The following is a 25,988-nucleotide window of genomic DNA, read 5'->3' as shown; positions in this document are numbered from 1 at the left end:
CCCAGCAAACATAGCTTGGATTCCCGCCTGCGCGGGAATGACGGTTTTGAGTGTGCTGGCAAAAACGGCTGAAGCAACGGCATTCGGCCCGAAACCCAACTCCAAAAGCTGGCGTAGAGCATGGCATAAAGTCCGGCGCATCATCACGCTCGCGGCCGCCCCCATCGAATTATGCTAGCCTTCGTCTCATGAAAAAGCTCCTCCGCACATGCGCGCTGCTGGCGCTGGCCGGCAGCCTGCTGGCCTCCTGCGCCAGCGTGATCGGCCCGCGCCAGATTGAACTCCCCTTAAGTAAGCTGCAGGCAGGCATGGACCGGCGCTTCCCCATCAGCAACCGGGCGCTGGAAATCTTCGATATCCAGCTCCACCGCCCGCAACTGTCGCTCGTCCCCGGCAGCGGCCGCGTCGGCGTTTCCCTGGAGGCGGCGGTGGCCTCGCCCTTCACGCGCCAGTCATGGCGCGGCAGCCTGGCCATGTCCGGCCGCCCGTATATCGATGCGGCCCGCAACGCCGTGCTGATGGCCGAGCCGCGCGTTGACCGCTTCGCCATCGATGGCATCGACGCCGCGCAACAGCGCAACCTGGCCGCGGCGGCGAATGTGCTGATGAACAAGGTCGTCGCCGATGTCGCAGTCTACAACTTCCGCCCGGAAGATTTGCGCTATGCCGGGGTGCAATTCGTACCGACGCGCATCCAGACCACCGCCTCCTCCCTCATCGTCACGGTCGAGCCGGCGAAGTAAGGCCGCCGGCATTTTCCCTGCCTTCCCGGCCGTCCCCGCGGCCGACGCGCATTTCCAACCCTGCTATGATTTAACGCTGCGAATCTACCCACTGTCGGGTATCTCCGTGGTTGTTGCGTCGCAACGAACGTGTCTTTTCCCTTGATTGCGGCAGCCGCATATTGCGTGCAAACTTGGGATTGATCGTGACCGTTTCACCGAATGCCGCAGGACTTGCGAATTCTCATGTCCGAAGTATTCCGCTAAAGTAATCTTGCTCTGAGAATTCGCTGTGCTGCCATTTTGGGGGTGACTCGTGGGAACGATAGAGGAAAGTTTGCCGGAAAAGGAGGCGGGGCTCGACGCCTCGTCCGACGCGCCGTCGGCGCCGGTGCGGCCGCGCCAGGCCCTGCCGCCCAAGGGCTCGTGCTGGTATTGTGAAAAGCCGCTCGACAGCGTCAAGCGCTTCTGCGGCAAGGCCTGCGCCGATTCGTTCGACGAAGAAGCCGAATACACCCGCTGACGCGGCCGCGCCATGCCGCGCGATCGCCGTCGATCAAAGCGCGGACTGCCTGAGCGCGCGCAGGGCGCCCTCGAAATCGAAGTCATTCACCGCTGCCGTCACCCGCGCCAGCCTGGGCTCGCCCAGGATCACGCGCAGGCTCGCGCCCGATTCGTCCAGCAGGTCGACCGCCGCGCCATCGGCGTCGATCAGCAATTCCACCAGCCGCGCCAGCAGCACCGGGTCCTGCATCAGCGGGCGCTGCGGCATGTCGAGCACGAAGCCGTCCGGCGCACTGCCGGCCAGCACCTGGTCGAGCAGGTGCAAGACCTTGTCGAAGGCGCCCGCAAGCGCATTGAGCGCCACTTGCTGCGCCAGGGGATCGGTGCGGATCGCCAGTTCCAGGCTGCTGGCATGCTCGTGCAGACGGTGCGCGCCGATCATGCCTGCCGCGCCTTTCAGGGTATGCGCCCGGCGATGCGCCAGGATGGTGTCGCCCGCGCCAAGCGCTTCGGCGATCGGCACCGCCCCGTGCGCATAATCGCTGCGAAAGCGCTTGAGCATGCGCGCGTACAGATCGCGGTTGCCCATGATGCGGTCGATGCCGTCGGCCATATCGATCACCGCGCGCGCGGTCGCATCGGCGCGCAATTCGATGGGGATGGACGGCTTCTCTCTCGGGGGCATGAATTAGGTTGTTGTTCATTATCTAATAAACTACACGATAGCAGACTTTTAACGGCAAAACCGCAGTCCCATCGCCCTATTTGCTCGTGAAAGACCAGGTTTTCGTGATCGGCAAGCCATCGATGGTGCCGGTGAAACTGACGTCGTACACCGTCCGCGGCGCCAGCACCGTGAGCGGGACGATGGCGGCGGCCGACTTGGGCGTGTGGCTGTCCACGCCGAGCTTGAGCAGCTTGACGTTGAGCAGCGCCGCGCCGCGCGGGCGTACGGTGAAGCTGTCCACCGTCAGCGTGGCGTCGAGGTCGGCATGCACGCTGATCGGGTAGCCCACTTCATTGAGGTTCTCGACCGGGTCCGGCTCTTCGTAGTTGCTGAAAAAGTTAGGCGTGACGCCAGCCTGGCCATCGGCCGGCCAGGTCGCGATATTGCCGCGTCCCACGCCGGGACCGAAGCCATTGTTGGCCGCAAAATTGCTGGTGAAGTAGGTGTAGCCGGCGGCGTTGGTGGCCGAACCGGTGCCGATTTCCTTGAATTTGGGCTCGAACATCACGAAGCGGTGGTAGATGGCGGTGATTAATTCTTCCGCCATGTAAAAGCCGGAAGCGTTGGAGGTGGCCGAGATCACTTCGCCATAGGCGGTGTTGCTCGGTACGAACACATAGCCGGCACCGGTCAGGCGGTCCAGCAGCAGCGCGCCGGTATAGCCGGGGGCGCCGGCGGTCTGGTCGTGCGTCACCTTGTTGTTGCTCTTCTGATAGTCGGAGTGCCCTTGCGCGGCGCGCTCGATATCGGCGTTGCGCGTGAGTGCAGGCATGCCGATCTGGGCGCGGCGGAAGTTAATCCAGTTCAAGCCGTCGACCGCGGTATTGTTGGTGGCGAGGGGGGCGCCCGGCACCTGCGCCAGCGCGGCCGAGGCGCTGGTCTGGGCCGAGGGGGGATTGTCGCCGTCGCCGCCGCAGGCGGACATGGCCAGCGCGCATGACAGACCCGCTGCCAGCGTGCTCCAGCGATGCACTCTGTTCATCCTGCTCTCCCCCGACTGGAAAAATCTCTTGAGAATTGATTCTAGGGGAATTCAGAAATCGGTGAGATTTGTTTGCCGCCGTTTGATCTGGCGCATGCAGGTCGACGCTGTAAAATACCAACACTATCCTCGATGCGATTGCGAAACCACTTGAAACCCACACGCCAGCAGCGCCTCGCGCGCGCCAAGTTTGCCCTGCCGAGCTTTGTCACGCTGCTATCGATTGCGTGCGGCTTCGGCAGTATCGTCATGTCGGTCGACAATGCCCACGTCGGCCTTGCCGCGGACTACCGCATGTCCGCCATCCTGCTGGTGCTGGCCGGCGTGTTCGACGCGCTCGACGGCTTTGTCGCGCGCGCCACCAATACCTCGTCCGAATTCGGCATGCAGCTCGACTCGATCGCCGACGTCATGAATTTCGGCTGCGCTCCGGCCATGCTGCTCTATTGCTACGGCTTCGTGCAACTGGGCGCCGACCATCCGACCCTGCTGCGCGCCGGCGGCCTGGCCTGTTTCGTGTTCGTGGCCTGCGGCGCGCTGCGGCTGGCGCGCTTCAACGTCAATGTCGGGCGCACCGATCCGCGCTACTTCGTCGGCATGCCGATCACGGCCGGCGCGGCCTGCGTGGCTGCGGTCGTGGTCGCCTGGCCGGCGCCGCTGACCACCACCATGCAAGGGTATCTGGTGATGCTGCTGATGGTGGGCGTCGGCACGCTGATGGTCTCGACGGTGCGCTTTCCGAGCTCCAAGCAGCCGAAAAGCATGCTGCTGTTCGTCGTCATCGGCGTCGGCGTGGCCTTGCTCGCCTGGCTGCAGACGCGCTTCTTCGTGCTGTTTTTCGTGCTGTATATCAGCTTTACCCTGCTGCTCAATATCGCGTGGCAGCTGGGCTGGCGCGGCGTGCCGGCTCCGGCCGTGTACGAAGACTAGCACCGGGGGCGGGAACGCCTCAGGCGAACTTGTCGAGCATGGCGGCCAGCTTGCTGGCGCTGGCCTGTGCTTCGGCCAGGTCGCGCGCGTTGGCGCTCTGGGTCTGGATGGTATTGGTGAGCAGTTGCACGAACGAGCGGTCCAGCGCCTTGCGCGCCGCCGCCATCTGCTGGGCCACGGCGTCGCAATCGGACGGCGTGGCGGCCAGCGCGATCAGCTTCTGCACCCCGCGCAACTGGCCCTCGATGCGCGCCAGGCGATGCAGCAAATCCTTCTTTTGCAGGGCGGTGAGGGCCGTGCTCTCGACGATGTCCGACATACACCTTGCTCCCGGGCGGCTTACGCGACTTCGTGACCGCGCGCGGCGCGCAGGATGGCGAACCAGTCGCCACGGCTGAGCGTGAAGCGGGTGCCGGCCACCGCCACGGCGATTGCTTCGATGCGTCCGGTGCCGGTCAGCGGCACTGGACGGCATGGCAACTGCATGATCCACGCAAACACCACGCTGGCGAATGGCTGGTTCAGCGCATCGGCGATGCCCTTGATGACCAGGCGCAGGTGATCGGCATTGTCGTCGCTGCTGGCGAACAGGCGTCCGCCGGCCAGCGGCGACCAGATCATCGGCGCCACGTCCAGGTCTTGCAGGCCGTCGAAGGTTTCGTCGAACATCGGCGTGGTGTGCAGGGGCGAGAACTCGACCTGGTTGGTCGCCAGTTCGATGCGGCGGTTGAGCGACTCGAACTGGTGGCGCGAAAAATTCGACACGCCGAAATGGCGCACCTTGCCGGCCTGGCGCAGGGCCGCGAAGGCGGCGGCGATCTCGTCGAACTCCATGAGCGGATCGGGGCGGTGGATCAGCAGCAGGTCGAGGCGGTCGGTATGCAGCTGGCGCAGCGATTGCTCGACCGAGGCCACGATGTGGGCGGCGCTGGTGTCGTAATGCTGGATTGCATGCTGCGGGCGTTGCGGGGACACCAGCTTGATGCCGCACTTGCTGACCAGCTCGATACGGTCGCGCAGCGAAGGCTGCAGGCGCAGGGCTTCGCCGAACAGGCCTTCGACGCCATAGTTGCCGTAGATATCGGCATGGTCGAAGCTGGTCACGCCGAGCGCGATGCACTGCTCGATGAAAGCGACGCGCTGCTCGGCCGACATGCCCCACTCGCCCATGCGCCACATGCCGGCGACGATGCGCGACAGGTCGGGGCCATGGGAGCGTGTACTTACGCGTGGGCAAAACAGGTCGGCGGGCAGGGCTGCGGTCATCGGTTTCTTTCTCTTTTGAATTCTATCGTGTCAATTGCCTAACCGAGGTCTGACCCCGGTTGGGCAACGTTGCGGCTTACTTGAGCCAGAGGCGCATCGAGTCCCAGGCGCGGCCGAAGATCGAGGCTTGCGGCACTTCTTCCAGCGCGACGACCGGCAATTCCAGCATCTGCTTGCCATCGACCATCATCTTCAGGGTGCCGACTTTGCTGTTGAGCGGCAGCGGGGCGACCAGCGGGTCGTTGCGTTCGAGTACAGGCTTCATCTTGGCCGCGACACCTTTCGGCACCGTCACCAGCACGTCCTGGTTGAAGCCGATCTTGACCACGTTGGCCGATCCTTTCCACACTTCCGGCGTCTGGATCGCCTGGCCCTTGGCATACAGCTTGACCGTATCGAAGTTCTGGAAGCCCCAGTTGAGCAGCTTCTGGCTTTCCTGCGTACGTGCCTGGTCGGAATTGGTGCCGAGCACGACCGAAATCAGGCGGCGCTGGCTGTTGCCGTTCGGACGGCGCGCCGAGGCGATCATGCAGAATCCGGCCGCTTCGGTATGGCCGGTCTTCATGCCGTCCACCGTCGGGTCGAGCCACAGCAGGCGGTTGCGGTTCGGCTGGGTGATCTTGTTGTAGGTGAAGCTTTTGACCGAGTCGATCTTGTAGAACTCGGGGTAGTCGGCGATCACGCGCGCGGCCAGGACCGACAGGTCGTGGGCGGTGGAAAAGTTGTCGGGGTGCGGCAAGCCGTGCGGGTTGGCGAAGCGCGTGTTTTTCAGGCCCATGCGCTGGGCTTCACGGTTCATCAGGAACACGAAGGCGCTTTCGTCGCCAGCCACCGCTTCGGCCAGGGCGACGGCGGCGTCGTTACCGGACTGCACCATCAAGCCGTGCAGCAAGTCGTCCACCGAGACCGGCGTGGCCGGGTCGATGAACATCTTGGAACTGCTGGCATCGACCTTCCAGGCCCGGACCGAGACGTTGATCATCTGGTTCAGGGCCAGCTTCTTTTCCTTGAGCGCGGCAAAGGTCAGGTAGGCCGTCATGATCTTGGTCAGCGAGGCCGGTTCGATGCGGGCGTTGGGCTCGTGCGAGGCGATGATCTGTCCGCTGGTGGCGTCGAGCAGCATCCAGGAGCGCGCAGCGATGGTCGGCGAGGGCATGGTTTGCGCAACGGCGGACGATAGCGCCAGGACACTGGCAGCCAGTGCGGCAATAAATTTTCTCATGGGAATAAGTACTCAATAAAGGTGGTGCAAAAAAAGGGCGCCCAATTATAGTGGGGTTTCACCCTCACGCCGCCACAGTTGGACCACCAGTGTCTTGATGTGGGCCAGCTTGCGGTGGAAGAAATGATCGGCGCCGGGAATGACGATGACCGGAATGTCTTGCGGCCGCGCCCAGTCCAGCACCTGGGCCAGGGTAATGGTGTCGTCGACTTCGCCGTGGATCAGGATGGTGTCGGCCGGCACATCGGGCATCGGCCACTTGCCGGCGGCCGTGCCGACCAGCACCAGGCGCTCGGCCGGGCGCCCCGCGGCGATCAGGCGTTGCTGCAGCTGGGCTTGCACAAAGGTGCCGAACGAGAAGCCCGACAGCGCCAGCGGCAGCCCAGGATATTGCGATTCCATGTGCGCCAGCATGAGGGCCATGTCGTCGGTCTCGCCGGCGCCGCCGTCGTGCACGCCGGCCGATGCGCCGACGCCGCGAAAGTTAAAGCGCGCCACCGCGTAGCCGAGCGCAACGAACGTGCGCGCCAGGGTTTGCGCCACCTTGTTGTCCATGGTGCCGCCGTACAGCGGGTGCGGATGGGCTACCAGGGCGATGCCGCGCGGCGCGCTTGGGGGCAGGTCGAGCAGGCATTCCATCGGTCCGGCGCCGCCGGCCAGGGTGAATTTTTCAGCGTTTTTGTTCAGCAGATTATGCGTGGCAGTGTTCATGTAAACAAGTAATCAGATTTTGAGGCGGTCGACGACCTTGCCGCCAACCAAATGGGAGTCGATGATTTCATCGATGTCGCTGGTGTCGACATAGGTGTACCAGGTGCCTTGCGGATAGACCACCAGCACCGGGCCTTCGTCGCAGCGGTCGAGGCAGCCGGCCTGGTTGATGCGCACCTTGCCGTGCCCGTTCAGGCCGAGCTCCTTCATGCGGCGCTTGGCGTGCTTTTGCGCGATTTCGGCGCCGAGCTTGCCGCAGCACTGGCGTCCATCCTCGCGCACATTCATGCAGATAAAGACGTGCTGCTCGAAGTAGGGTGTATCGCTCATGGGGGTTCCCGTTTCTTTCCTGTACTGCGTGATCGGTATTTGCATACGCGCAAAGCTAGCGCAATGATACGCGCTCTTCGCGCCGATTGAGTTTATGCGAGGGCAGCAGCAGGAACCAGATCGCAAAAAACGGCCATAGCAAGGACAGGAATTGCGCTGCGCCATTAAAGTTCAGGAACTTGCCTTGCACCCAGCCTTGCAGGGTGGCACTGAAGTAGGGATTGACCGGGATCGTGTTCACCACCAGCAGGCTGAGCACAAGGGTGACCACCGCCAGCCGCCGCTGCGCCTTTGCAGGCGCGAACGCCAGGCCGGCGAGCATGATCAGGCCGATCAGGAAGCCGCCCTGGGCGCCCGGGGTGATCCAGGCCAGCGCATTGTCGGGCTTGAACAGCAGGGAGCTGGCCAGGGTCTTGGTCAGCAGCGCCGCGCCCAGCATGGCGCCGATCAGCAACAGGCGCGGGGCGCCGCGCCGCAGCAGGCACAGCATGGTCAGGACGGCGCCGGTCATGCCGCAGGCGGTGATGATGGTTTCCGACAGCCAGTATTGTTCCACGCTCATGGCGGCGCCGGGACGCAGCATGGTGACCAGGTCGATGTCGGTATCGAGCCAGGCCGACAGCCATTCGGAAAAAATCGGCAGCAGCTGGCCATGGCCGAACATATAGCCGAGCGGATAGATCTGGGCCAGCGGCCACAGGGCCAGCAGCACCAGGCCCTGGCTGGCGTGGGCCGCGAACCAGCGCTGGCGCAGCTTGTACAGGCGGCTCTGGTCCAGGAACGAGCGCGCGCCGAGGGCGCCGATGATGGCCCCCACCAGCGACCCGGCCGAGTTGGTGATGAAGTCCAGGCTCGACGGCACGCGGCTGGGCAGGTAGGTCTGTACCGCTTCCATCGTGCCCGATGCCAGGATGCCGAGGATGGCAGCGGCGAGGACGGCCCACACGCCGTGCACGCGCGGGTACATGGCCAGCACCAGCAGGGTCCCGAGCGGGATGTAGCCGATGATGTTGACCATCACGTCGAAGCCGGTCCAGTACTGGGGCATGGACAGGGTGAGGAAAATCAGCGGCGACAGGCCGCTGCCGCGCCAGCCGGAAAACGGAAACCAGCTGGCGTACACGATCAGCAGCATGTAAGCCAGCAGCGACGCGCGCGCCACGGGCGAACCGCGCACGGCGGCCGTCAGCGGTGCGGGTACGGGACCGGGCCCCGGCGCGTCGGGCGCATTCATTCTTTTTTGAGCGGCAGCGTGGCGAGCCAGGCGATGACGTCGGCGGCGACCGTGTCGGTGGCGCCGGCCAGCGCGCGCGCGCCGCCGCCGGCATCCATGCTGGTGGCGGGATTCTTGCGGTCGAAGGTTTTCTGGTCGATCAGTTTATGCCCCTGGAACAGCGACGCGCGCAGCACCAGCTGGCCGTGGCTCTGGGCCTGGCTGTCGAAGTTGTGGGTGAAGTCGTCGATTTCCAGGCGCAGGATCGGCACGCCGTCGGAGGCGTCGCTCACGCTGAGCACCTTGGCGCCCGACTGGGCGATGCGCGACTTCAGACGCTGGGTGACCATCTGCAGCGGCGTGGCGCTCCAGCGGCTGTTGGCGTAGGCGCGCGCCTGCAGCGGGTCGCTGTAATTGAGGCGGTAGTACATACGCTCGCTGTCGAGCGCCGCCGAACCGGTCACTTCGCCCACCACGACGGCGGCGATCGGCGCGCGCGCGGCCTGGGCGGCATTGGTCGCGGGACCGAAGTCGAAGGTGGTGTTCAGGGCCGGTTTTTCGCTGGCGCAGCCGGCCAGCAGGAGGGTGGCGCCGGTGCTTGCGGCCAGCAGCAGGCGGCGCACGGTGGTGGTCACGTTCGTGCGTGGATTCTGGGTGTGATTCACGGTGGTCCTCATTTGGTCGGTGCGGTAAAACCTGGTTCACCCGGCCCCGGGGTGGGCGGCGCGGCGCCGAACAGCAGGCTTTGCGGACGGTCGTTGAGCGAATTCATGGTGCGGCGCACGGCGCGCAGCGAGGTGCGCGCTTCGTCGGTCATGGCCACGAAGTGCGGCAGGGTTTGCATTTCGAGATCGGTGGTAACCGCTTCGAGCGAGCCGCCGACCCGGTCCACAGTGGTGTTCAGGCGTGCAATGGCGCCGTTGGGCGACTGCAGGTCGTCGGCCAGTTTGGTGTAGCTGCGCGTCATGGTGGTGGCGCTGGCGGTGAAGGTGTCGAACGAGGCCAGGCTCTGGTCGGCCTTGGCCGTCAGTTGCGGCAGGCGCGCCAGGGTCGGTTCGAGCTTGGCCGGAATCTCGCCGTAGGCAATCGCCGCCTTGCTGACATTGGCAAAGGCGTCGAGGATGATCTTCTGGTTTTCCGGCGCCGCCATGGCGTCCAGGCGCGTGACCAGTTCCTCGGCTTTGTCGAGGATCACGAGACCGCGCTTTTCAAGCTGGTCGAGCAGGCCCGGACGCAGCGGAATGCGCGCCAGCTTCTCTTCGCTGCTGGCCATCAGGGGCGAACCGGTTTTTTCGTCGTCGAGCTGGATGAAGGCGATTCCGGTCACGCCCTGGTAGCCGAGGGTGGCGAAGGTGGTGCTGGTGACTGGCGCTTCCGCATCGACCGACAGGTGGATCAGGATCTGGCCGGGGATCTTGGTATCGAAGCTGATGGCATCGACCTTGCCCACTTCCAGGCCGCGGTAGCGCACCGCCGCCTGGGGATTGAGGCCCGGGATCGACTGGATGGTGGCGATCTGGTAGGGCACGCGCTCGACTCGGTCGCGGTTGAACCAGATGCCCGCCAGGACCGTGGCCACCAGCAGCGCAATCGTGAAGAAACCTGTCATCAGGGCGTGCGATCTGTTTTCCATATGCTAGTGCTCCGGTGCGTGCTCGGCGTCGTATTCGTCGAGCACTTCGAGGGCGCGCTGGCCGCGCGCACCCAGGAAGAATTGTTTGATGAAGGGATGGTCCACTTTCAGGACATCGCGCGTCGGTCCGATCGCGATCACGTGTTTTTCGGCCAGCACCGCGATCCGGGTCGACAGCGCGAACAGGGTGTCCAGGTCGTGCGTGACCATGACCACGGTCAGTCCCAGTTCGCGGTGCAGCGACTGGATCAGCGCGACAAACGCGTCCGACAGGTCGGGGTCGAGGCCCGCGGTGGGCTCGTCGAGGAACAGCAGCTGCGGTTCGAGGGCCAGCGCGCGCGCCAGCGAGGCGCGCTTGATCATGCCGCCGGACAGGTCGGACGGCATCTTCTTGGCGTGTTCGACGCCCAGGCCGACCATGTTCATTTTCAGCAGCACGGCGTCGTGGATCACGTCTTCGGGCAGGGCGCGCAGTTCGCGCAGCGGCTGGGCGATGTTGTCGAACACGGTCAGCGCCGAATACAGCGCGCCCTGCTGGAACAGCATGCCCCAGTGGTTGCGCATGCGCTGCAGCTGGTCGGCGTCGGCCTCGCTGATGTCTTCGCCGAACACGCGCACGCAGCCTTTGGCGGGCGTCTCCAGGCCCAGCATCTGGCGCAGCAGCACCGTCTTGCCGGTGCCCGAGCCGCCCACGATCGACAGGATCTCGCCCTGGTAGATGTCGAGGCTCAGGTCCTGGTGCACCACGGTGCGGCCGAATTTGGTCCACAGCTTGGTGATCTGGACCACCGGCGGGCCGACATCTTCCTCGGGCCGCATGTTCAGATGCTGGCGCGCGCCTTCCGCTTTTTGTTCATCCATCAGAAACCGACTCCGCTGAAAATAATCGCAAACACCGCGTCGGCCAGGATCACCACCGTGATCGCGGTGACGACCGAGGTGGTGGTGCCGCGCCCCAGGCTTTCGGTGTTCGGCTTGATGCGCAGGCCGAAGTGACAGGATACCAGCGCAATGAGCATGCCGAAGGTGGTCCCCTTGAGCAGGCCGATGATGTAGTTCGACAGCGGCACCGCGTCCGGCAGCTTTTGCAGGAAGTAGCGCGCCGACAGGTTCAGTTCGACCTTGGCCGAGACCATGCCGCCGATCAGGGCCATGGCATCGGTCCATACCACCAGCAGCGGCATCGAAATCGCCAGCGCCACCACTTTCGGCATGATCAGGCGGTAGCCGTGCGAGATGCCCATGACCAGCATGGCGTCGAGTTCCTCGGTCACCCGCATCACCCCGAGCTGCGCGGTGATGGAGGACCCGGAACGGCCCGCGACCAGAATGGCGGCCAGCAGCGGACCGAGTTCGCGGATCACGCTCATGCCCAGGATGTTGACCAGGTACATATCGCCGCCGAACATGCGCAGCTGCTGGGCCGACAGGTAGGACAGCACGACGCCGATCAGGAAGCCCACCAGCGCGGTGATGCCGAGCGCCTGGAAGCCGGAGTGGAAAATATTGGCCGAGACTTCGCGCCACGGCCCCGTCATCGGATGGCGGATGAAGCGGCCGATATCCTGTACCACCTGGCCGATCAGGCGGATGAAGCCTTGCGTATGCTCGAAGAAGTTGAGCATGCCGCTGCCCAGTGTCATCACCCAGTTGAAACGGTTGGGGCGCGTGCGCGGCATCTGCAGCTTGCTCGCTTCCTCGATGCGCTTGAACAGTTCTTCCTGTTTTTCGGCCAGCTGGAGCTGGGCCGGACGCTGCTTGCCCCAGGCGTTCCAGAACATCTGGGCGCCGATGTGGTCGAGGCGGACGATCTGGGTCAGGTCCCATACCAGTGCCGGCTTGTCCTTGAGCGAGGTGAGGGTGGCGTTGATGGTCTTGATCGCGCCGCACTGGGCCAGCGCGTGGACCTGCCAGATCCCGTTGGCGACGACCGATTGGGGCGAGCCTGCATCAGGCGATTCGAGGGTTAAAGTTGGCGCATTTTCAATCTGCATTGCGCCAGTGTAAAAGAGAATCGCCGTGACCGCTACAGGAGTTCGTGCGCGGGGGGCGGCACCCCCCTTGTAATCGTTTGTTTACAGCGCGGGTGTATGCACGGCCGTCACGCTCCCAGATGGCGCGCCTGGCGCTGCGGCACGCTCGCTACCGGCTTGGCTTTCTCGGCCGGGGCGTCGATGCGGCCGGCATAATCGCTGCCCACCAGTTGCGCCGCGTCGGTACGGCTCATGCCGCGCGTCTCGAGCCATTGCGCGACCAGCTTGGCCAGGCGGTCGAGCGCGATGCGGTGGGTGGCATCGGTTTTTGCATAGATCCAGTCGGAGAAGGCCATGAAGTTGGCGAACGGGGACTCGCCCAGCAGGTGCGCGAGCGTGTGCGCGAAGCGTCCCGAGTTGGCCACCAGGTCCCAGTAGCGCGCAAAGCGCACCAGGCGCTGCATGGTCTGGAAGTCGATCAGCTTCGTCGCCAGGATGGTGTACGGCGGGTAGGGATCGAAGACCAGGCCGTGTTCTTCGGTGTGGCGGATGATCGGCGTGCCGCGCAGGCGCTTGAGAATGCCGAACTGGATTTCGTGCGGCTTGAGGGCCACCAGCTGGTCGAAGCCGCGCGCGAAGCTGTCCATGTCCTCGCCCGGCAGGCCCGCGATCAGGTCGACGTGCAGGTGGGCGTGCGACTGTTCGCACAGCCAGCGGATGTTCTCGGCGGCCTTGGCGTTGTCCTGGCGCCGGCTGACCAGCGCCTGCACCGCCGGATTGAAGCTCTGGATGCCAATCTCGAACTGCAGCGCGCCGGGCGGGAACTTGCGGATGCCATCTTTGAGCGCATCGGGAAGGTGATCGGGCACCAGCTCGAAGTGGGCGTAGACCGGGTCGTCCGGGTTCGCTTCGAGTTTGTCGAGGAAGAACTGCATGATCTTCAGGCTGGTCTTGATATTCAGGTTGAAGGTGCGGTCGACGAACTTGAACAGGCGCGCGCCGCGGGCGTGCAGCGTTTCGAGCTCGCCCAGGAAGGTGTCCAGGCCGAAGGGCCAGGCGGTCTTGTCGAGCGCCGACAGGCAGAACTCGCACTTGAACGGGCAGCCGCGCGAGGCCTCCACATATAAGGTGCGGTTGGCGATGTCGTTGTCTGTATATAAGGAGTAGGGCATGGCGATGTCGGCCATCGGCGGCTGCACGCCGGCGTGGATCTTCATCAGCGGCTTGGGGCCGTGCAGGATCTCGCCGCACAGCTTGGGGAAGGTGACGTCGCCCCAGCCGGTCACCAGGTAGTCCGCCATCTGCACAATGGCTTGCTCGCCCGGCTCGTGCGACACTTCCGGCCCGCCCAGCACGATCACCACCTGGGGCGCGATCCGCTTGAGCATGGCGACGACCCTGGTGGTTTCCTCGACGTTCCATATATAGATACCGAAACCGATGATGCGCGGCGACTGCGCCAGCAGGCGTTCGACGATTTCGGTGGTTTTCGCGCCGATCACGAATTCGTGCAGGCTGGTCTGCTCCTGCAGGGGGCCCATGTTTGCCAGCAGATAGCGCAGCCCCAGCGATGCGTGGGCGTAGCGGGCGTTCAGGGTCGAGAGCAGGATGGTCATGGCGGGGCGGCGTTGGCGAAACCTGACATTCTACCTGCGCGCACGGCTGGTGACCGGCAGGTGCCAGCGGGATGTTGCTACCATATAACAATCTCAGGCATAAATCTTGCATTCAAATGCAGTTGAAGAGCAGGCTGTTGTGTTCTTGCTCAGAAAAGTGCGTATGGGAAATATATTTACGCATTTCGCCCCCATGCTACGTTAGTATATGAATCGATCACCCTCGTGTGGAGTAGTGCGCCACTTTTTGTCACATGAATAAATTACAGCCCATTTTTGTCATCATTGCTGCCCTTATTTGCTGCGGCGCATCCGCCCAGCAAATGTACAAGACCGTCGGTCCGGATGGGAAAGTCACGTTTTCCGACCGTCCCCAAAACGGCGACAAGCTCAAGGTCAGCGTGATGAAGGGCTCGGTGCTGCGCGCAGTGGAGGGTCCGGTGCCGGCTCAGCCCAAGATCGCGCCGCGTCCCAAGGGAAGCGGCGCCGATGCGTCCGGCGGCGGCATCTCGGCTGCCGGCGTGCCGTCGCCCGAGTTGCAGCATGCCGTGCTGGTCGTGGCACTGATGTCCGAAGTGGCCGCCAAGTTTGAGCCGGTCTGTTCCAATGCGGCGCCCCTGAGCAAGAAATTCGTTACCGCCGCCAACGGCTGGAAGCAGCGCAACAGCAGCTTTATCGAAAAGCAACGGCGCGCGATGGCCGACATGGCTCCCCCCAGGCGGACTGCGCTCCAGGGCGAGGTCGCGGCCAAGATTCATGAGGTCATGGCTGAGGTGCTGGGCCAGAGTACGTCGGGTCGGGTGCAATGGTGCGACAAGGCGAGCCTCGATATGTCGGGCGGAACCAATGATGTGGTCAACAACGTCGACGTGGCCATGCCGCTGATCACCTATAAATCGAAGTAATTCACAAAAGGTGGCTTGTGGAAACGCGGCCTGTTTGCTATAGTTTGCCTCCCCGCTGATTCAGTAGCGAAATCAAGTAGTTGCAAGACAGATCAGGGGCGTTTCGAAAGAAGCGAAGTAACAAAAAGAGGTTGACGAGAAACGCGAAACGCTGCATAATCTCACCTCTCTGCTGCAACGAACACAACGCTTCGTACCATGCGGCAAGATAGAAATACAGAATAAGTTCTTTAACAATTAACAGTCGATAAGTGTGGGCGTTTGATGAAGGTGCCAACGAAGCGTAAGCGACGTTGAATACTTAAATTATCAAATGTTCACAAAAAAGAAATATAGGCGCTTCGCAAGAAGTGGCCTGTCAGTATTTTGAGTGAGCGATCTGTCCGCAAGGACATTAAACAGAGATTGAACTGAAGAGTTTGATCCTGGCTCAGATTGAACGCTGGCGGCATGCCTTACACATGCAAGTCGAACGGCAGCGCGGGGCAACCTGGCGGCGAGTGGCGAACGGGTGAGTAATATATCGGAACGTACCCTGGAGTGGGGGATAACGTAGCGAAAGTTACGCTAATACCGCATACGATCTAAGGATGAAAGTGGGGGCTTCGCAAGAACCTCATGCTCCTGGAGCGGCCGATATCTGATTAGCTAGTTGGTGGGGTAAAGGCCTACCAAGGCATCGATCAGTAGCTGGTCTGAGAGGACGACCAGCCACACTGGAACTGAGACACGGTCCAGACTCCTACGGGAGGCAGCAGTGGGGAATTTTGGACAATGGGCGAAAGCCTGATCCAGCAATGCCGCGTGAGTGAAGAAGGCCTTCGGGTTGTAAAGCTCTTTTGTCAGGGAAGAAACGGTGAAGGCTAATATCCTTTGCTAATGACGGTACCTGAAGAATAAGCACCGGCTAACTACGTGCCAGCAGCCGCGGTAATACGTAGGGTGCAAGCGTTAATCGGAATTACTGGGCGTAAAGCGTGCGCAGGCGGTTTTGTAAGTCTGTCGTGAAATCCCCGGGCTCAACCTGGGAATTGCGATGGAGACTGCAAGGCTAGAATCTGGCAGAGGGGGGTAGAATTCCACGTGTAGCAGTGAAATGCGTAGAGATGTGGAGGAACACCGATGGCGAAGGCAGCCCCCTGGGTCAAGATTGACGCTCATGCACGAAAGCGTGGGGAGCAAACAGGATTAGATACCCTGGTAGTCCACGCCCTAAACGATGTCTACTAGTTGTCGGGTTTTAATTAACTTGGTAACGCAGCTAACGCGTGAAGTAGACCGCCTGGGGAGTACGGTCGCAAGATTAAAACTCAAAGGAATTGACGGGGACCCGCACAAGCGGTGGATGATGTGGATTAATTCGATGCAACGCGAAAAACCTTACCTACCCTTGACATGTACGGAAGCCACGAGAGATCGAGGTGTGCTCGAAAGAGAACCGTAACACAGGTGCTGCATGGCTGTCGTCAGCTCGTGTCGTGAGATGTTGGGTTAAGTCCCGCAACGAGCGCAACCCTTGTCATTAGTTGCTACGAAAGAGCACTCTAATGAGACTGCCGGTGACAAACCGGAGGAAGGTGGGGATGACGTCAAGTCCTCATGGCCCTTATGGGTAGGGCTTCACACGTCATACAATGGTACATACAGAGGGCCGCCAACCCGCGAGGGGGAGCTAATCCCAGAAAGTGTATCGTAGTCCGGATTGTAGTCTGCAACTCGACTACATGAAGTTGGAATCGCTAGTAATCGCGGATCAGCATGTCGCGGTGAATACGTTCCCGGGTCTTGTACACACCGCCCGTCACACCATGGGAGCGGGTTTTACCAGAAGTAGGTAGCTTAACCGCAAGGGGGGCGCTTACCACGGTAGGATTCGTGACTGGGGTGAAGTCGTAACAAGGTAGCCGTATCGGAAGGTGCGGCTGGATCACCTCCTTTCTAGAGTTGCACTGGCTATAGAGCCAATTCATTAAGCGTCCACACTTATCGACTGTCAATCAAGAAGAACAGCGTTTGAAAGCGCAAACGTAAGCATCCGTGCTTAGGTTTGATCTTTCAGAGATTAAAAGCTGTTTCGTTCTTTAACAATCTGGAAGAAGTAAAGTTTTAATCGAATCGCCGACAGGCGGTTCGATGGGTAGTGATTGTATGTATCAAAACAAAGCAACAACGCTGTACTTTCTTATCTCTGTAACGCTCTTTGTTCTCCGGAACAGAGGCTAACGTTATAGGGACAAGCGAATAAGTGCACATGGTGGATGCCTTGGCGATTACAGGCGATGAAGGACGTAGTAGCTTGCGATAAGCTGCGGGGAGCTAGCAAACAAGCTTTGATCCGCAGATTTCCGAATGGGGAAACCCGGCCTTTTAGGTCATTGCATACTGAATACATAGGTATGCAAAGCGAACGCGGCGAACTGAAACATCTAAGTAGCTGCAGGAAAATAAATCAACCGAGATTCCCAAAGTAGTGGCGAGCGAAATGGGATGAGCCTGCACGTTTTAGCATGACGGATAGTAGAAACCACTGGAAATTGGTGCCATAGAGGGTGATAGCCCCTTATACGAAATTCGATGTGTGGAACTAAGCGTGCGACAAGTAGGGCGGGACACGAGAAATCCTGTCTGAATATGGGGGGACCATCCTCCAAGGCTAAATACTCGTAATCGACCGATAGTGAACCAGTACCGTGAGGGAAAGGCGAAAAGAACCCCGGAAGGGGAGTGAAATAGATCCTGAAACCGTGTGCATACAAACAGTAGGAGCGGACTTGTTCCGTGACTGCGTACCTTTTGTATAATGGGTCAGCGACTTACATTCAGTGGCAAGGTTAACCGTATAGGGAAGCCGTAGAGAAATCGAGTCCGAATAGGGCGACAGTCGCTGGGTGTAGACCCGAAACCAAGTGATCTACTCATGGCCAGGATGAAGGTGCGGTAACACGCCCTGGAGGTCCGAACCCACTAATGTTGAAAAATTAGGGGATGAGCTGTGGGTAGGGGTGAAAGGCTAAACAAACTTGGAAATAGCTGGTTCTCTCCGAAAACTATTTAGGTAGTGCCTCAAGTATCACCATCGGGGGTAGAGCACTGTTATGGCTAGGGGGTCATTGCGACTTACCAAACCATTGCAAACTCCGAATACCGATGAGTGCGAGCTTGGGAGACAGACGTCGGGTGCTAACGTCCGGCGTCAAGAGGGAAACAACCCAGACCGCCAGCTAAGGTCCCAAAGATTGGCTAAGTGGAAAACGAAGTGGGAAGGCTAAAACAGTCAGGATGTTGGCTTAGAAGCAGCCATCATTTAAAGAAAGCGTAATAGCTCACTGATCGAGTCGTCCTGCGCGGAAGATGTAACGGGGCTAAGCCAGTCACCGAAGCTGCGGATATCCGCAAGGATATGGTAGGAGAGCGTTCTGTAAGCCTGCGAAGGTGTCTTGTAAAGGATGCTGGAGGTATCAGAAGTGCGAATGCTGACATGAGTAGCGATAATGGGAGTGAAAAGCTCCCACGCCGTAAGCCCAAGGTTTCCTGTTCAACGTTCATCGGAGCAGGGTGAGTCGGCCCCTAAGGCGAGGCAGAGATGCGTAGCTGATGGGAAGCAGGTTAATATTCCTGCACCGTCGTATGATGCGATGGGGGGACGGATCGCGGAAGGTTGTCCAACGGTTGGAAGTGTTGGTTTTTGACTCATAGAAGGTGCTTAGGCAAATCCGGGCACGCAATTCAAGGGGTCGAGACGAGGAACTTAGGTTCTGAAGCAATCGGAAGTGGTTCCAAGAAAAGCCTCTAAGCTTCAGTCATACGAGACCGTACCGCAAACCGACACAGGTGGGCGAGATGAGTATTCTAAGGCGCTTGAGAGAACTCGGGAGAAGGAACTCGGCAAATTGGTACCGTAACTTCGGGAAAAGGTACGCCCCGGTAGCTTGATTGGTTTACTCCATGAGGGTGAAAGGGTTGCAATAAACTGGTGGCTGCGACTGTTTAATAAAAACACAGCACTCTGCAAACACGAAAGTGGACGTATAGGGTGTGACGCCTGCCCGGTGCTGGAAGATTAAATGATGGGGTGCAAGCTCTTGATTGAAGTCCCAGTAAACGGCGGCCGTAACTATAACGGTCCTAAGGTAGCGAAATTCCTTGTCGGGTAAGTTCCGACCTGCACGAATGGCGTAACGATGGCCACACTGTCTCCTCCCGAGACTCAGCGAAGTTGAAATGTTTGTGATGATGCAATCTACCCGCGGCTAGACGGAAAGACCCCATGAACCTTTACTGTAGCTTTGCATTGGACTTTGAACCAATCTGTGTAGGATAGGTGGGAGGCTTTGAAGCGGGGACGCCAGTCTTCGTGGAGCCATCCTTGAAATACCACCCTGGTTTGTTTGAGGTTCTAACCTTGGTCCGTTATCCGGATCGGGGACAGTGCATGGTAGGCAGTTTGACTGGGGCGGTCTCCTCCTAAAGTGTAACGGAGGAGTTCGAAGGTACGCTAGATACGGTCGGACATCGTGTTGATAGTGCAATGGCATAAGCGTGCTTAACTGCGAGACTGACAAGTCGAGCAGGTACGAAAGTAGGACATAGTGATCCGGTGGTTCTGTATGGAAGGGCCATCGCTCAACGGATAAAAGGTACTCTGGGGATAACAGGCTGATTCCTCCCAAGAGTTCATATCGACGGGGGAGTTTGGCACCTCGATGTCGGCTCATCACATCCTGGGGCTGTAGCCGGTCCCAAGGGTATGGCTGTTCGCCATTTAAAGTGGTACGTGAGCTGGGTTTAAAACGTCGTGAGACAGTTTGGTCCCTATCTGCCGTGGGCGTTGGAAATTTGAAGGGGGCTGCTCCTAGTACGAGAGGACCGGAGTGGACAGACCTCTGGTGTACCGGTTGTCACGCCAGTGGCATTGCCGGGTAGCTAAGTCTGGAAGAGATAACCGCTGAAAGCATCTAAGCGGGAAACTTGCCTTGAGATGAGATTTCCCAGAGCCTTGAGCTCTTTAAAGGGTCGTTCGAGACCAGGACGTTGATAGGTCAGGTGTGGAAGTGCAGTAATGCATTAAGCTAACTGATACTAATTGCCCGTACGGCTTGTCCCTATAACCTTAGCAGGTACAGAGATAAGAAATGCGCGTTGTGTTTTGTGCGATACGCACAGTCACTACCCCAGTAATACAATAAAACGATACTTCTTCCAGATTCAAGCTAGTGCTGCCCGATCGGGAGCACCAAGCTGTACAAGTTATGCCTGATGACCATAGTAAATCGGTACCACCCCTTCCCATCCCGAACAGGACCGTGAAACGATTTTACGCCGATGATAGTGCTGCAACCAGTGTGAAAGTAGGTTATCGTCAGGCTAGTTATAAGAGAAAGACCCGTGTGAGCGAAAGCCATGCGGGTTTTTTTTCGTCCGCAGATTCGTTTGGACGTGTTCATTACCAGGTAATTTGAGATCACCTGGCGCCTCTGCAGTCGAGTATTGCTATTTCACGACAGTCAGCCGCTTCACAATTTCCAGACGATCATCGTTGCCTGGTCCGGGAATGCGGCCGCAGTTACGTTCAATCTTGTACTCCAGCATCAAATTTACTGCCCTTGAATTTCTTCTTTAGAAAATAGCTTTGGTTCGGGTCGTCGCTTTCGCCCTATCTGGGGTAAGGCCAGGGCAACAACGAAAAGATAGTGTCGTTTCATTTAATTCTTTCTTGCAAAAATGGCGCAGCTGCCGGCTGTCGCCATCTGTGCGGCGTTGCGAAAATTGCCGGCGCTACTGCTGGCGCCCGGCCGGCAGGCTCTCGACATGCTGGTGTCGCATGATGTCAACCTCCGCATTATTGCACCATCATGTTAAGCAACTCGCACGCAGTTCCTGCCATTCGATTTGGCTTGATCAAGCGCACTGTCGGCGCGCTTGATCGCGTCACCAATGACTTCTCCAGGCTGAAGGGCCGTCACTCCGAACGACGCGGTAACCCGGAGCCCGTGCGGCCAGATCTGATAACTCAATGCTTCGCGCAGCTTCTCCCCTAATAGATGAGCATCGGCTGCCTTGGTACCGGGGCAAATGATCAGGAATTCTTCGCCATCCCAACGCGCCAGCTTGTCGCTTGCGCGAATTCCACGTTGTATCGCAGCAGCGAGAGCACACAACACCTTATCGCCGACACTATGGCCATGTGTATCATCCACCTTTTTAAGATGGTCGATATCGACAAACACCACTGCGAACTGCTCAGGTGACGCATCGGGATGCGGCCACTTTTCCATCAGCGCAGCGCGTAAGCCCTCCCGATTCAGAACCTGGGTGAGCGGATCCGTGTGGGCCTGGCCGGCCAGTTCACGGGTTTCCAGCTCCAGAGCCTCATTCACTTTGCTCAGTAAAGCGAGTCGGGTCGTGCTATTACTCAGTTGCGATCGGACACGGTCCACCAGGGCGCGGTACGCAAGACCTTCATTGGCATTTTGACGATGCCTTTCGCTGGGACGACAAAGTGGGTTTCGTTCACCTTTTGCGCCATGTAGTCGTCCAATGTCGACATGTCGGGCTCGAAATTACGGAGAGAGATCCGTACGGTATGGTCGCCCGGGCCTTCGTACGACATGTCGAAGCTCATGGAGTCGAATTCCGACAGATCGACGCCGAATTCATTTTTGCTTAGCGTAAAAAGGACGCGACAGTAGGGCCATTCGACCGTCAGGCGCAGATCGCAATCCATAACCAGCGCATCGGGTCGTCGCGTGAGCTTGGCGACACTGCCGCCTTGCTGCAGGCGGTCATCCAAAAGCTCAACCGGTCGCCCACTGGCGGCGGAAAACTCCATGATCCTTTCCATTCCGAAGTGTTGCCAGACGAGCAGGGTTGCCGTGAGCACGATCAATCCGATCACGAGCGTTTCCATGTGGGGGAGGGAACGAGAAGGAAATTGCATGTTGAAGGGGCAGTTCGCCAGATCGTCATCGGGGCGGATCAAAGACCGCGCGTACTTACAGGGGAGCGATGTGATTGCCGCGACGCAATGCATACCTCTGCGTAAGTTTTACGCACACATACAACGGGTCGTGGAACCCGTACAAACTGCCGTGCTGGCTGCAGGTGAGCGAGGGGGAAGCTCGCATGCGGTCGAGACAACGTTGATAACGACCGCAGTGGTACTGCCGCTGATGAGTCATCAGTCCAAGTAAATGCGAAAGGCACCTTGTCAAACTCAGGGGCCTTTGCTATAGTTCGCCTCCCCGCTGAAAGGGTTAACGAAATCAAGTAGTTAGCAGGCAGTTGGGGCCGTCTCCAAGGAGACGCGGTAGCAAAGAAGGGGTTGACGAGAAACGCGAAACGCTGCATAATCTCACCTCTCTGCTGCAACGAACACAACGCTTCGTAGCAAACGGCAGAAGTAGTACAGAATAAGTTCTTTAACAATTAACAGTCGATAAGTGTGGGCGTTTGATGAAGGTGCCAACGAAGCGTAAGCGACGTTGAATACTTAAATTATCAAATGTTCACAAAAAAGAAATATAGGCGCTTCGCAAGAAGTGGCCTGTCAGTATTTTGAGTGAGCGATCTGTCCGCAAGGACATTAAACAGAGATTGAACTGAAGAGTTTGATCCTGGCTCAGATTGAACGCTGGCGGCATGCCTTACACATGCAAGTCGAACGGCAGCGCGGGGCAACCTGGCGGCGAGTGGCGAACGGGTGAGTAATATATCGGAACGTACCCTGGAGTGGGGGATAACGTAGCGAAAGTTACGCTAATACCGCATACGATCTAAGGATGAAAGTGGGGGCTTCGCAAGAACCTCATGCTCCTGGAGCGGCCGATATCTGATTAGCTAGTTGGTGGGGTAAAGGCCTACCAAGGCATCGATCAGTAGCTGGTCTGAGAGGACGACCAGCCACACTGGAACTGAGACACGGTCCAGACTCCTACGGGAGGCAGCAGTGGGGAATTTTGGACAATGGGCGAAAGCCTGATCCAGCAATGCCGCGTGAGTGAAGAAGGCCTTCGGGTTGTAAAGCTCTTTTGTCAGGGAAGAAACGGTGAGAGCTAATATCTCTTGCTAATGACGGTACCTGAAGAATAAGCACCGGCTAACTACGTGCCAGCAGCCGCGGTAATACGTAGGGTGCAAGCGTTAATCGGAATTACTGGGCGTAAAGCGTGCGCAGGCGGTTTTGTAAGTCTGTCGTGAAATCCCCGGGCTCAACCTGGGAATTGCGATGGAGACTGCAAGGCTAGAATCTGGCAGAGGGGGGTAGAATTCCACGTGTAGCAGTGAAATGCGTAGAGATGTGGAGGAACACCGATGGCGAAGGCAGCCCCCTGGGTCAAGATTGACGCTCATGCACGAAAGCGTGGGGAGCAAACAGGATTAGATACCCTGGTAGTCCACGCCCTAAACGATGTCTACTAGTTGTCGGGTTTTAATTAACTTGGTAACGCAGCTAACGCGTGAAGTAGACCGCCTGGGGAGTACGGTCGCAAGATTAAAACTCAAAGGAATTGACGGGGACCCGCACAAGCGGTGGATGATGTGGATTAATTCGATGCAACGCGAAAAACCTTACCTACCCTTGACATGTACGGAAGCCACGAGAGATCGAGGTGTGCTCGAAAGAGAACCGTAACACAGGTGCTGCATGGCTGTCGTCAGCTCGTGTCGTGAGATGTTGGGTTAAGTCCCGCAACGAGCGCAACCCTTGTCATTAGTTGCTACGAAAGAGCACTCTAATGAGACTGCCGGTGACAAACCGGAGGAAGGTGGGGATGACGTCAAGTCCTCATGGCCCTTATGGGTAGGGCTTCACACGTCATACAATGGTACATACAGAGGGCCGCCAACCCGCGAGGGGGAGCTAATCCCAGAAAGTGTATCGTAGTCCGGATTGTAGTCTGCAACTCGACTACATGAAGTTGGAATCGCTAGTAATCGCGGATCAGCATGTCGCGGTGAATACGTTCCCGGGTCTTGTACACACCGCCCGTCACACCATGGGAGCGGGTTTTACCAGAAGTAGGTAGCTTAACCGCAAGGGGGGCGCTTACCACGGTAGGATTCGTGACTGGGGTGAAGTCGTAACAAGGTAGCCGTATCGGAAGGTGCGGCTGGATCACCTCCTTTCTAGAGTTGCACCAGGCTATAGAGCCGGTTCAACAAACGTCCACACTTATCGGCTGTTTAATTAAGAAGAAACAGTAGCAGTGTCCAAGTCGGGGCTGTAGCTCAGCTGGTTAGAGCACCGTGTTGATAACGCGGGGGTCGTTGGTTCGAGTCCAACCAGCCCTACCAGTTATGTCTTTAGATATACCTTGGGGGATTAGCTCAGCTGGGAGAGCACCTGCTTTGCAAGCAGGGGGTCGTCGGTTCGATCCCGTCATCCTCCACCACTCTACAAACTTCTGAAAGTACAAACGTAAGCCACTGGGTTTAGGTTTGGTCTTTTAGAGATTAAAGCTGTTTCGTTCTTTAACAATCTGGAAGAAGTAAAGTTTTAATCGAATCGCCGACAGGCGGTTCGATGGGTAGTGATTGTATGTATCAAAACAAAGCAACAACGCTGTACTTTCTTATCTCTGTAACGCTCTTTTAGTGGCAACACTAAGAGGCTAACGTTATAGGGACAAGCGAATAAGTGCACATGGTGGATGCCTTGGCGATTACAGGCGACGAAGGACGTAGTAGCTTGCGATAAGCTGCGGGGAGCTAGCAAACAAGCTTTGATCCGCAGATTTCCGAATGGGGAAACCCGGCCTTTTAGGTCATTGCATACTGAATACATAGGTATGCAAAGCGAACGCGGCGAACTGAAACATCTAAGTAGCTGCAGGAAAATAAATCAACCGAGATTCCCAAAGTAGTGGCGAGCGAAATGGGATGAGCCTGCACGTTTTAGCATGACGGATAGTAGAAACCACTGGAAATTGGTGCCATAGAGGGTGATAGCCCCTTATACGAAATTCGATGTGTGGAACTAAGCGTGCGACAAGTAGGGCGGGACACGAGAAATCCTGTCTGAATATGGGGGGACCATCCTCCAAGGCTAAATACTCGTAATCGACCGATAGTGAACCAGTACCGTGAGGGAAAGGCGAAAAGAACCCCGGAAGGGGAGTGAAATAGATCCTGAAACCGTGTGCATACAAACAGTAGGAGCGGACTTGTTCCGTGACTGCGTACCTTTTGTATAATGGGTCAGCGACTTACATTCAGTGGCAAGGTTAACCATATAGGGAAGCCGTAGAGAAATCGAGTCCGAATAGGGCGACAGTCGCTGGGTGTAGACCCGAAACCAAGTGATCTACTCATGGCCAGGATGAAGGTGCGGTAACACGCCCTGGAGGTCCGAACCCACTAATGTTGAAAAATTAGGGGATGAGCTGTGGGTAGGGGTGAAAGGCTAAACAAACTTGGAAATAGCTGGTTCTCTCCGAAAACTATTTAGGTAGTGCCTCAAGTATCACCATCGGGGGTAGAGCACTGTTATGGCTAGGGGGTCATTGCGACTTACCAAACCATTGCAAACTCCGAATACCGATGAGTGCGAGCTTGGGAGACAGACGTCGGGTGCTAACGTCCGGCGTCAAGAGGGAAACAACCCAGACCGCCAGCTAAGGTCCCAAAGATTGGCTAAGTGGAAAACGAAGTGGGAAGGCTAAAACAGTCAGGATGTTGGCTTAGAAGCAGCCATCATTTAAAGAAAGCGTAATAGCTCACTGATCGAGTCGTCCTGCGCGGAAGATGTAACGGGGCTAAGCCAGTCACCGAAGCTGCGGATATATTTCTCGATACTTGTATCTTGATCTATATGGTAGGAGAGCGTTCTGTAAGCCTGCGAAGGTGTCTTGTAAAGGATGCTGGAGGTATCAGAAGTGCGAATGCTGACATGAGTAGCGATAATGGGAGTGAAAAGCTCCCACGCCGTAAGCCCAAGGTTTCCTGTTCAACGTTCATCGGAGCAGGGTGAGTCGGCCCCTAAGGCGAGGCAGAGATGCGTAGCTGATGGGAAGCAGGTTAATATTCCTGCACCGTCGTATGATGCGATGGGGGGACGGATCGCGGAAGGTTGTCCAACGGTTGGAAGTGTTGGTTTTTGACTCATAGAAGGCGCTTAGGCAAATCCGGGCGCGTAATTCAAGGGGTCGAGACGAGGAACTTAGGTTCTGAAGCAATCGGAAGTGGTTCCCAAGAAAAGCCTCTAAGCTTCAGTCATACGAGACCGTACCGCAAACCGACACAGGTGGGCGAGATG

The 25,988-nt window shown here is 58.5% G+C and carries 19 protein-coding genes, 2 tRNA genes and 5 rRNA genes; 11 read left to right on the top strand and 15 right to left on the bottom strand.

All coding sequences use genetic code 11. From position 1 onward, the window contains the following. The first annotated feature begins 188 nt into the window (after positions 1 to 188). Complete coding sequence (locus CR152_RS00130; protein WP_099872648.1) at positions 189 to 743, top strand: DUF1439 domain-containing protein; 555 nt, start codon at positions 189 to 191, stop codon at positions 741 to 743. Between the two features lie 316 nt (positions 744 to 1,059). Next, a complete protein-coding gene (locus CR152_RS00125; RefSeq protein ID WP_229413226.1) occupies positions 1,060 to 1,245 on the top strand; it encodes a hypothetical protein in 186 nt (61 codons plus the stop codon). Between the two features lie 33 nt (positions 1,246 to 1,278). Here the strand turns inward: CR152_RS00125 and CR152_RS00120 are convergent, their stop codons facing one another. Both CR152_RS00120 and CR152_RS00115 read right to left on the bottom strand, forming a co-directional pair. Continuing rightward, the gene (locus CR152_RS00120) at positions 1,279 to 1,911 is read right to left on the bottom strand and encodes an Hpt domain-containing protein (protein ID WP_099872645.1); all 633 of its coding nucleotides are present in this window, start codon (positions 1,909 to 1,911) and stop codon (positions 1,279 to 1,281) included. Positions 1,912 to 1,987: 76 nt separating this feature from the next. After that, positions 1,988 to 2,935: a CAP domain-containing protein gene (locus CR152_RS00115; RefSeq protein WP_099872642.1), complete on the bottom strand. Its 948-nt coding sequence runs from the start codon at positions 2,933 to 2,935 to the stop codon at positions 1,988 to 1,990. Between the two features lie 150 nt (positions 2,936 to 3,085). Here CR152_RS00115 and pssA point away from each other — a divergent pair, with 150 nt between their 5' ends. After that, positions 3,086 to 3,865: a CDP-diacylglycerol--serine O-phosphatidyltransferase gene (gene pssA / locus CR152_RS00110; RefSeq protein WP_229413225.1), complete on the top strand. Its 780-nt coding sequence runs from the start codon at positions 3,086 to 3,088 to the stop codon at positions 3,863 to 3,865. 19 nt (positions 3,866 to 3,884) lie between these two features. Here pssA and CR152_RS00105 read toward each other — a convergent pair whose 3' ends face one another. The 11 genes from CR152_RS00105 to CR152_RS00055 form a co-directional block, all read right to left on the bottom strand. Next, on the bottom strand, positions 3,885 to 4,184 hold the full coding sequence (locus CR152_RS00105; protein WP_099872637.1) for a metal-sensitive transcriptional regulator: 300 nt from the start codon (positions 4,182 to 4,184) through the stop codon (positions 3,885 to 3,887). Between the two features lie 20 nt (positions 4,185 to 4,204). Continuing rightward, positions 4,205 to 5,131, bottom strand: coding sequence for an aldo/keto reductase (locus CR152_RS00100; protein WP_099872634.1), 927 nt, complete (start codon positions 5,129 to 5,131; stop codon positions 4,205 to 4,207). A gap of 76 nt (positions 5,132 to 5,207) precedes the next feature. After that, positions 5,208 to 6,353, bottom strand: a complete 1,146-nt coding sequence (locus CR152_RS00095; RefSeq protein WP_099872631.1) for a D-alanyl-D-alanine carboxypeptidase family protein — start codon at positions 6,351 to 6,353, stop codon at positions 5,208 to 5,210. A 45-nt stretch (positions 6,354 to 6,398) separates the two neighbouring features. Then, on the bottom strand, positions 6,399 to 7,064 hold the full coding sequence (locus CR152_RS00090; protein WP_370663800.1) for an alpha/beta hydrolase: 666 nt from the start codon (positions 7,062 to 7,064) through the stop codon (positions 6,399 to 6,401). Between the two features lie 12 nt (positions 7,065 to 7,076). Next, positions 7,077 to 7,394: a (2Fe-2S) ferredoxin domain-containing protein gene (locus tag CR152_RS00085; RefSeq protein WP_054265111.1), complete on the bottom strand. Its 318-nt coding sequence runs from the start codon at positions 7,392 to 7,394 to the stop codon at positions 7,077 to 7,079. Positions 7,395 to 7,449: 55 nt separating this feature from the next. Further along, a complete protein-coding gene (locus CR152_RS00080) occupies positions 7,450 to 8,628 on the bottom strand; it encodes a VanZ family protein (RefSeq protein WP_099872628.1) in 1,179 nt (392 codons plus the stop codon). Beyond that, complete coding sequence (locus CR152_RS00075; protein ID WP_229413224.1) at positions 8,625 to 9,272, bottom strand: ABC-type transport auxiliary lipoprotein family protein; 648 nt, start codon at positions 9,270 to 9,272, stop codon at positions 8,625 to 8,627. Before CR152_RS00075 ends, CR152_RS00080 begins: the two co-directional genes overlap by 4 nt. A gap of 8 nt (positions 9,273 to 9,280) precedes the next feature. Further along, positions 9,281 to 10,240 (bottom strand): MlaD family protein, encoded by a 960-nt coding sequence (locus CR152_RS00070; RefSeq protein WP_099872623.1) that lies wholly within the window; start codon positions 10,238 to 10,240, stop codon positions 9,281 to 9,283. A 3-nt stretch (positions 10,241 to 10,243) separates the two neighbouring features. Further along, entirely contained in the window at positions 10,244 to 11,059 is an 816-nt protein-coding gene (locus tag CR152_RS00065; protein ID WP_229413758.1) for an ABC transporter ATP-binding protein, read from the bottom strand. Between the two features lie 41 nt (positions 11,060 to 11,100). Further along, entirely contained in the window at positions 11,101 to 12,234 is a 1,134-nt protein-coding gene (locus tag CR152_RS00060) for an MlaE family ABC transporter permease (protein WP_099872617.1), read from the bottom strand. Between the two features lie 107 nt (positions 12,235 to 12,341). Beyond that, positions 12,342 to 13,829, bottom strand: coding sequence for a B12-binding domain-containing radical SAM protein (locus CR152_RS00055; RefSeq protein WP_099872614.1), 1,488 nt, complete (start codon positions 13,827 to 13,829; stop codon positions 12,342 to 12,344). 323 nt (positions 13,830 to 14,152) lie between these two features. On the opposite strand from CR152_RS00055, the gene CR152_RS00050 reads away from it, so the two are divergent. From CR152_RS00050 to rrf, 4 genes are all read left to right on the top strand, one after another. Beyond that, positions 14,153 to 14,734, top strand: a complete 582-nt coding sequence (locus tag CR152_RS00050; RefSeq protein ID WP_229413223.1) for a hypothetical protein — start codon at positions 14,153 to 14,155, stop codon at positions 14,732 to 14,734. Positions 14,735 to 15,141: 407 nt separating this feature from the next. After that, positions 15,142 to 16,672 (top strand): 16S ribosomal RNA (locus tag CR152_RS00045). 293 nt (positions 16,673 to 16,965) lie between these two features. Beyond that, positions 16,966 to 19,838, top strand: a 23S ribosomal RNA gene (locus CR152_RS00040). Between the two features lie 148 nt (positions 19,839 to 19,986). Further along, a 5S ribosomal RNA gene (gene rrf, locus CR152_RS00035) occupies positions 19,987 to 20,099 on the top strand. Positions 20,100 to 20,589: 490 nt separating this feature from the next. On the opposite strand, the gene CR152_RS00030 is transcribed toward rrf, so the two are convergent. Then, the gene (locus CR152_RS00030) at positions 20,590 to 21,111 is read right to left on the bottom strand and encodes a GGDEF domain-containing protein (protein ID WP_157778252.1); all 522 of its coding nucleotides are present in this window, start codon (positions 21,109 to 21,111) and stop codon (positions 20,590 to 20,592) included. A gap of 35 nt (positions 21,112 to 21,146) precedes the next feature. Beyond that, the gene (locus CR152_RS32585) at positions 21,147 to 21,629 is read right to left on the bottom strand and encodes a hypothetical protein (protein ID WP_157778251.1); all 483 of its coding nucleotides are present in this window, start codon (positions 21,627 to 21,629) and stop codon (positions 21,147 to 21,149) included. A gap of 700 nt (positions 21,630 to 22,329) precedes the next feature. On the opposite strand from CR152_RS32585, the gene CR152_RS00020 reads away from it, so the two are divergent. The 4 genes from CR152_RS00020 to CR152_RS00005 all read left to right on the top strand — a co-directional run. Further along, a 16S ribosomal RNA gene (locus tag CR152_RS00020) occupies positions 22,330 to 23,860 on the top strand. A 91-nt stretch (positions 23,861 to 23,951) separates the two neighbouring features. Next, a tRNA-Ile gene (locus CR152_RS00015) sits at positions 23,952 to 24,028 on the top strand. 22 nt (positions 24,029 to 24,050) lie between these two features. Next, a tRNA-Ala gene (locus CR152_RS00010) sits at positions 24,051 to 24,126 on the top strand. Between the two features lie 231 nt (positions 24,127 to 24,357). Beyond that, positions 24,358 to 25,988, top strand: a 23S ribosomal RNA gene (locus CR152_RS00005); the annotation flags it as partial.

Origin of the sequence: Massilia violaceinigra (genome assembly GCF_002752675.1) — a bacterium.
In the GTDB taxonomy this organism is placed as follows: Bacteria; Pseudomonadota; Gammaproteobacteria; order Burkholderiales; family Burkholderiaceae_D; genus Telluria_A; species Telluria_A violaceinigra.
This window is presented reverse-complemented; position numbering and strand designations above follow the sequence as displayed.